The sequence below is a fragment of the Anaerotignum sp. genome (assembly GCF_045122575.1).
In the GTDB taxonomy this organism is placed as follows: Bacteria; Bacillota; Clostridia; order Lachnospirales; family Anaerotignaceae; genus Anaerotignum_A.
The window spans coordinates 1-7,797 of record NZ_JBGVHV010000002.1 but is presented as its reverse complement, the minus strand read 5'-3'; the positions used below and the strand labels follow the sequence as shown (position 1 = coordinate 7,797).

Below are 7,797 nucleotides of genomic sequence, written 5' to 3'. Positions count from 1 at the left end.
ACTGCTGCCTCCCGTAGGAGTCTGGCCCGTGTCTCAGTGCCAGTGTGGGGGACCTTCCTCTCAGAACCCCTATGGATCGTCGCCCCGGTAGGCCGCTGCCCTGCCGGCTGGCTAATCCAACGCATCCCCATCCCGCGTCTGTTTCATGGCACCGCCATGCGGCGGAGCCACATATCGGGTCTTAATCCTCATTTCCAAGGGCTATCCCCGGGCGCGGGGCAGGTTGGATACGCGTTACTCACCCATTCGCCGGTCGACGCCCAAAAAGTGCAAGCACTCTCTGTCGTTTCCCCTCGACTTGCATGTGTTAAGCCTGTAGCTAGCGTTCATCCTGAGCCAGGATCAAACTCTTATATTAAAGTTTAAATCGTGGCCAGATTTTATTTTCTGGCTAATTGTGTTCCGGTTTTGCTAAACCGGTAAAATAGTTCATTATCTCGCCAAGCGTTGTAGTCTTTCCGCTGCGCGGAAACCACTACATTCCTCATCACTCATTCCTCCCGCAACCTTCGGTTACTTGGTCGGAATTCGTAAACGATTCGGAATTTCGTTGACAGAATTGACTATGGGTTGTGTGTTATTCATATACTATTCTATTTTCAAAGTTCACAGCACTTCCGCAGTGCAAGGATTATTTTAGCAAAGGAGCACCACATTGTCAAGCATAAATTTCAACTTTTTTCAAAAAAATTTCAGACATCAGAAAAGCCTTGAAAATCAAGGCTTTCTCCGTTTTTTTATTTTTAAATTCAGTCTTCCAGCACAACTTTTCTGAAAACTTCACCGATATTTTCTGCGATCACCAATGCCGCTTTATTATCGTAAGGCGTTGCGGATTTATTCACCAGCACCAGTTTATTTCCTTTGTAGTAATTCAGAAGGCCCGCCGCAGGATATACATTCAGGCTGGTGCCGCCGACGATCAAGAGATCCGCCTTACTGATATAGTCAACGGATTTATAGATCGTTTCCTGATCCAGACCTTCTTCATACAGCACCACATCGGGACGAACGATACCGCCGCAGGCATCGCAGCGGGTAATGCCGTCATCGGCCGTCACATAATCCAGATCAAAGGTCTTGCCGCATTTCATGCAATAGTTCTTATATAATGTACCGTGAAGTTCCAGCACATTTTTGCTGCCGGCTCTCTGATGCAGGTCATCGATATTCTGGGTCACGACCGCTTTCAGCTTACCCATTTTCTCCAGCTTCGCCAGCGCCTTGTGGCAGTCGTTGGGTTTCGCATCGGGATACAGCAGTGTCTTCTTATAGTATTTAAAGAAAACCTCAGGATTCTGCATGAAAAATGTATGGCTCAGGATCACTTCCGGGCGCACACCATATTCATTGATGGCCTGAAAAATCCCGCCTTCGCTGCGGAAATCCGGGATACCGCTTTCCGTAGAAACCCCCGCACCGCCAAAAAACACGATATTTTCACTTTCATCGATCCATTTTTTCAACTGTTTCCATTTATCATCCATCAGAACCCCTCCTTGCTTCTGTTCCAAAGTATTCTGACTTTATCCTATCACATTTCTTCCTGTTTTTCCACAGGAACCGTTTTTTCCCGTCTGACGACCGTATCGATGATCCGATGGTTTTCCACTTTTTCCACCTGAATCTTCATACCGCCCGCTTCCAGCAGAAATTTCGCCCCGTCATCGGGAATTTTCCCCAGTTCCCCGAAAATATAGCCCCCAAAGGTATCATATTCCTCTACAGGCAATCTGATCTCCAGTTCTTCCGCCACATCATCCAGAGAAGCATTCCCGCTGATCTGCCATGTGTTTTCTCCCACAGAAACGATGTCCTTCTCATCCTCGTCCAGACCGCCCACCAGCAGTTCCATCAGGTCAAACATACTGATGACACCGCTCAGGCCGCCGTATTCATCCAGTACAATGGCAAAATGCTTCCTTTCTCTTTTCATATTATGGAAGAGAACATCAGCCTTCATGGTTTCCGGCACATAATACGGTTTTTCTGCCGCTTTCGCCAGAACATTTTCTCTGCTTCTGTCCTCCAGTCGGAAATAATCCTTCGTATTCAGCGCGCCAACGATATCGTCCTGATCTTCCCCATAGATCGGATAATACGTAAATCTGCTCTGCAGGATGGTTTCCTTCCACGCTTCGTCGGATTCCTCCAGCCCCAAAGCCGTCACATCCACACGGTGGGTACAGACTTCCCCTACTGCCGTATCGTCAAAAGCAAATACATTTCGGATCCATTCTGTTTCTTCTTTATCAATGGTACCCTTTTCTGCTCCAACTTCCAGCATCATATAGATTTCCTCTTCAGAAACGGTTTCTTCTTCATCTTCGGGATCAATACCGAGAAGTTTTAAAATCCCGTTGGTAGAAGCCGTCAGCAGCCAGACCAGCGGCGCAAAAAATTTAGACACCATGGTCAGCATGCCACTCATACCCAACGCCAAACCCTCCGCTTTTTTCATGCCCACACGTTTGGGCACCAGTTCCCCAAACACAAGATTGAAATAAGCCAGAACCAGCGTAATGATGAACACCGCCAGCGTTTCCAGAACCGCAGCAGAAATGCCGACTCCTGTTTCCTGCACCGCCGTCACCAAAGCCCCTGCAAAGTTTTCCGCTGCAAAAGCAGAGCCCAGCAATCCGGCCAGCGTGATGGCCACCTGAATGGTAGACAGAAATTTTGTCGGCTGTTCTGTCAGCCTCACCAGCCGCTTCGCTCTGGCATCGCCCTCCTTCGCCATTTTCTGCAGTTTGGTATCATTCATGGAAATGACTGCGATCTCCGCACTGGCAAAAACCGCATTCAGCGCGATCAGAACCACCTGTAATAATATTGGGCCAATATAACTCATTTTTCTCTTCCTCTCATAACATTCTAATGATTACTATATCCAAAACAAAACACAAAAAGGCATACTCCGGTCAAAAAGACAGAGTACACCCTTATCTCTATTTCACATCGGCATATGTAATTTTCAGAATACAACTTCGGGCACAACTGCCGTCCATACCGTTTCACTCTCCTCAAATCATATATTGAAACGTATTCTGCCACAATTCCCAGAAAGAGTCAATGAAATAAATCTTAAGATTTTGTAAACATTCTTAGAACACACCAGTCACAAAGATCTCCAGACCAATGAAGATCAGAATGACCCCGCCCAGAATATTCGCCTTGCCTGCCAGTCTGGTACCAACCCTTTTGCCGATCTCCAGACCGCCGAAACAGATCACAAAGGTCACTGCCGCAATGATGACCGCCGCCAGCAGCGCCATGAAGAAGTCGTAATCCGCAATGGTAAACCCTACGGAAAGGGCATCGATAGACGTTGCTACCCCCTGCACCATCAGCCCCATAAAACCAACGGCACGCAGTTCTTCCTCCTCATCGTCCCCTCTGATGCCTTCCAGCAGCATTTTGCCGCCGATAACCCCTAAGAATGCCAACGCGATCCATGGAATACATTTTTCAAAAGCCTGAAACATATTCACAATCGTATGGATACAGACCCACCCCAGCATAGGCATCAATGCCTGAAAGAAGGCGAATACCCCCGCAATCCCGCACATACGGCCTTTTTTCATATAAGGCTCATTGAGCCCGTTGGCAAGGGAAACAGAAAAGGCATCCATGGCCAACCCCACGCCCAATAATACACTGTTAAACAAAAACACAAAACCGATCTCCATAAAAACTTCCTCCTCTGTACTTTATATGTATCCTTCGTCCTCTCTAAAACAAAAGAAACCCGCGTATGGTGTGTGCCATACCCGGGCTGTTCGGTCGATAGACAGACTCCATGTATAGCTTCACAGTTATACATGAGTCTCGCATATTAAAGCAAGCCAGGCCTTTATTTGCCAGTATGTTGACTTGCTGCGCAGTCTCCTGCGCTTGCTACTCCCTCATTGTTGGTATTATTTTATCATACAGGATTTTTTTGTCAAGCATTACAGCTTCGCTTCATACAGGGCATCGCTGCCGGGCTGTTCCAGAGGCAGACGCATGCCGTTGACCAGCATATATTTGCCGCCTTCCGTCAGTTTGCCGATCACTGCCGCTTCGATGCCTGCCGCCTGCAGTTTTTCCGCCAGTTTTCCCCCGTCATCCGCCGCAATGATCATGGTGCCACTGGAGATCAGACGCAGATAATCGATGTGCATGGCTGCACAGATCTTCTTTGTTTCTTCCTTTACGGGAATGTTTTCTACGAAAACATCTACCCCCAGACCGGAACATTCCGCCATTTCCCACACTGCGCCGAGGATGCCGCCTTCCGTAGCATCATGCATGGCTGTGGCGCCGTGTTCAAAGGCGATCAGGGATTCTTCCCCCACAGAAAGGAAATTTTTCATATCCTGCGCGTGTTTCAGTTCTTCCTCGGAAAGATATGCCCGCAGGCCTTCTTCCCACTCTTTGGCAAGGATGGCCGTCCCCTCTGTGCCTGCCCATTTCGTCATAATCACATCCTGACCGGCCTTTGCGCCGCCCGTTGCCAGAATTTTTCTGTTTCTTGTCTTGCCGATGACCGCCGCAGAAATCAACGGTTTTGTCACCGCATCGGTCACTTCCGTATGGCCGCCCAGAATTTCAATATTTCTTTCTTCTGCCGCCCGAAGAGAACCTTCCATGATCTCTTCCAGCAGTTCCTCGTCACTGCCGGGAGGCAGCAGCACCGTCAGCAGCACCCCCATAGGTTCTGCCCCGGAAGAATAAATATCATTACAGTTGATCTGAACCGCCAGATAGCCGATATCCTTTGCAGCCCCTGTGATAGGGTCAGTGGAAAGGATACAGATTTCCCCGCCCAGATCGATGGCAGAACAGTCCTCCCCTGTGGTGGGGCGCAGGATCACGTCTTCTCTTTTCACTTTGCTGCCCATCATGGGCTTCATTACGATCTTCTCCAGAATCTCAGGAGGTATTTTCCCGATCTCAAACATCGTCTTTCTTCCTTCCTTTGCAAAAAGCCTCTATAGGGAAATTCCCGACAGAGGCTTATCTTCCTTATTTTTCGTTACTGAATACCGAAACTATCCTCCGCCGATGTTGCAGGCAGTCCCACTACATCGATCGGTTCCACAGGCGTTGTGACTGCAGGAGCCGTTTCTACTTTCTTTGTCCCTACCGTCACTTCATCGGCAACCGCACGGTAAGAAGAACTGCTGAACCACTGGCGGTTTGTTTTGCCGCCCTCGGTAACTGTTTTATAAACACTTACCTTGCTGCCGGTTCTGCCTTTGGAAGTTACTTCTCTTTCACCTTCCGGTCTTTCAGGATCTTCCTTTACTTTTTCCGCAGGCTTAGGGATCGTTGCTTCATAAACAGTGTCGAAAGAAACTTTTCTGCCTGCGTTATGCACTTCATGCCCGAAAATATTCATCACCAGTTTACCGCCGCTGGCGTAAGCTTCGATCATGATAGGATATTCTGTATTATTTCTGAACTTCAGGTCTTTATAATTACCTGCAACGGCAGCATCTCTGCCCAGAGGCACATAGCCAACCGTCATGGAATGAGGATGTCTTTCCACGATTTCCAGTTCCGCCATCAGCGCTGCATTATACAGGGTTGATGTTACCTGACAGACACCGCCTGCCATACCCTGTTCTACCTTACCATTGTTGTAAACACCGGCCATTTTGTAGCCGCCGGCAGCTGTCTGGCTGCCCAGTTCCACATTGGCGGAGAACACCTCACCGGGCGCAAGGATCGTACCGTTGATATAATTACATCCTACTGCCAGGTTGGTATTTCTGTTTCTGTCACTGTTATTGAATGTCGTATAGTAGGTACCGATCAGGTCTGTTACGTGTTCATTGTCTTTCGCTGTGACTTCAGCCTTTGTCACCTCTGCCACGATCAAGGCTTCGCCGCTCATGCGTGTATCCATAACTTTTGTGACTGCCGCCAGTGTTTTTTCCTTATCCATCACCAGACCATCTTTTTCTTCAGTGATGACAAATCTGCCGTTCTTTCTGGTAACGGTACTGTCTTCCGCTTCTCGGTCAAATTCTTCTGCAATTTCCGCCAGTTTCGCATCCATCAGTGCCGCATCATATGTATAGGGCACTTCGATGTCGATATTCCCCTTCAGCAATTCCTTGCCGACTTTGAAATTTTCTTCCTCTGTGCCTGCTCTGCCCGTTTCATAAGCGGCCTTTACCGCTTCCTCCACCTGATAGCCTGCACCGATTTCCGCAAAGGGGATCTCCCATTTCATTTCTTCCGGAGTTTCCCCCTCTTCGGGCTCTGTTTCTCCTTCATAATACAGAGTCAGAACCTGACCGCTGATCTCTGTCTGATATTTATCCTGCAGCAGCGTCAACGCTTCTGCCTGACTGAGCCCTGCCACGTCTGTACCGTCAATGGTCACACCCTGATAGATGCCCTTTGCCGCCAGAAGTTCTCTGATTTTCCCTTTCTGTATCTGCTGATATCCAAAGAAGCCCACTGCCACTACAGCAACTACCACCGCCACGATGGTCATTTTACTGCTGCCGTGGGATCTTCTTCTCCTCCTTCTTGCTCCCTTGCTCAAATTTTTCTCCCCCTTATTTTTTCTTTATACTCCTCGTATTTCCTGGAGCATCCCTTTTCATTCTTTTTATTCATTCTTTTTACCAGTTTTTCTACAAAAAACATTACACTTATCATAGCCAAGTCTGCATAAAATTACAAGACTATTTTCGTTTTTTCATCGTATCCAATGATTTCCTCAATAAATACCATAGCCGATAAAAGGAGCGATCAGGCTGATCACCAGGGAAATCGCTAGAACAATGGCAATTGCCGCAGAAGCTCTCTTTTTCATTTTATATTTATCACCGGGTTTCATGTCTGTTTTCCTTCTTTCCGAATAATCCTTCTGTATCCAGCCCCATTTCCGCAAGAAAACGAGACGGCGTTCTTTCTTTTTCATATCTTTTTCTGACCGCAGAAAGGCAAAGCTTTTCCCCTGCCCGCGTCATGGCCACATAAAAAAGTCGACGTTCTTCTTCTATTTGTTCCAACCCCTTTTCATGGGGCACAACACCTTCCACCAGTGTTGGCAGAAAAACCGCCTGAAATTCCAGACCTTTTGCGCCATGCATCGTCATCAGCGCAACCCCTGTACGCTGCTGCCCCTTTTTTCTGGTCTGTTCCTTCATCTGGCGGCTCATTTCCTCCATCCTGTCCCGAAACATTTTCGCATCGGCACAGTCCTTTGCCGTTTCCATCACTTCATCGGCAATTTCCCACAGCACCTGCGCACTGGTGCGGCGATAAGCCGCAAATTCCTCCAGATACTCATCATAGCCGATAACCTTTCTGATATATTTCAACCCATCATAAGGGGTCTTTCTTCTGATCTGTCCTAAATCTGTCCGCAGGTTTTCCAGATGTTCTTCCTGCCATTTTTTCAGGGAAGGGCATACAAAAAAGCTCCGCATCAGATTATAAGGCATCGTCTCCGCTTCTGACAGCAGTTCCTTACCGATATATCGTTTCGGTTTATTCAGAATACGCCGCAATGCACTGTCAGATTCCTCATTTTCCGCAAGAAGCAGATAGGCCAGCAGATCTTTGGCGATCCAGTGTTCATAGACATTGCCGCTGTTGTCCCGCAGATCATAGGGAATACCTCTTTTATACAGCTCTCTGGCAAAAGCCCCGCCCTGCAGATTGGTTCGATAGATCACCGCAATCTCCGTCAACGGCACCCCCTCATCCAGAAGTCCTGCGATTTTTTCCGCAACACAGGCCGCTTCGGCAGCCGTATCCTCTGCCAGAAAAAAGGTTATCTTATCCCCCTCT

The 7,797-nt window shown here is 48.0% G+C and carries 6 protein-coding genes and 1 rRNA gene; all 7 read right to left on the bottom strand.

Annotated elements, in window-relative coordinates; genetic code table 11:
* Positions 1-358, bottom strand: a 16S ribosomal RNA gene (locus ACJMLT_RS00070); the annotation flags it as partial.
* Between the two features lie 391 nt (positions 359-749).
* The gene (locus ACJMLT_RS00065; RefSeq protein WP_405724730.1) at positions 750-1,487 is read right to left on the bottom strand and encodes an NAD-dependent protein deacylase; all 738 of its coding nucleotides are present in this window, start codon (positions 1,485-1,487) and stop codon (positions 750-752) included.
* A 47-nt stretch (positions 1,488-1,534) separates the two neighbouring features.
* On the bottom strand, positions 1,535-2,851 hold the full coding sequence (locus tag ACJMLT_RS00060) for a hemolysin family protein (RefSeq protein WP_405724727.1): 1,317 nt from the start codon (positions 2,849-2,851) through the stop codon (positions 1,535-1,537).
* A 253-nt stretch (positions 2,852-3,104) separates the two neighbouring features.
* Complete coding sequence (locus tag ACJMLT_RS00055) at positions 3,105-3,689, bottom strand: manganese efflux pump MntP (protein WP_405724724.1); 585 nt, start codon at positions 3,687-3,689, stop codon at positions 3,105-3,107.
* Positions 3,690-3,950: 261 nt separating this feature from the next.
* Entirely contained in the window at positions 3,951-4,943 is a 993-nt protein-coding gene (locus tag ACJMLT_RS00050; protein ID WP_405724721.1) for an AIR synthase family protein, read from the bottom strand.
* Positions 4,944-5,017: 74 nt separating this feature from the next.
* Positions 5,018-6,541 carry a VanW family protein gene (locus ACJMLT_RS00045; RefSeq protein ID WP_405724718.1) on the bottom strand — a complete coding sequence of 508 codons (1,524 nt, stop codon included), beginning with the start codon at positions 6,539-6,541 and terminating at the stop codon, positions 5,018-5,020.
* A 283-nt stretch (positions 6,542-6,824) separates the two neighbouring features.
* A partial coding sequence (locus tag ACJMLT_RS00040) for a 3'-5' exonuclease (protein ID WP_405724715.1) occupies positions 6,825-7,797 on the bottom strand: 973 nt, incomplete at its 5' end.

What these genes read in the sequence shown, in the direction of transcription:
- ACJMLT_RS00060 (WP_405724727.1), bottom strand. Translation starts at nt 2,851, where the DNA reads ATGAGTTATATTGGCCCAATATTATTACAGGTGGTTCTGATCGCGCTG.
- ACJMLT_RS00050 (WP_405724721.1), bottom strand. Translation starts at nt 4,943, where the DNA reads ATGTTTGAGATCGGGAAAATACCTCCTGAGATTCTGGAGAAGATCGTA.
- ACJMLT_RS00055 (WP_405724724.1), bottom strand. Translation starts at nt 3,689, where the DNA reads ATGGAGATCGGTTTTGTGTTTTTGTTTAACAGTGTATTATTGGGCGTG.
- ACJMLT_RS00065 (WP_405724730.1), bottom strand. Translation starts at nt 1,487, where the DNA reads ATGGATGATAAATGGAAACAGTTGAAAAAATGGATCGATGAAAGTGAA.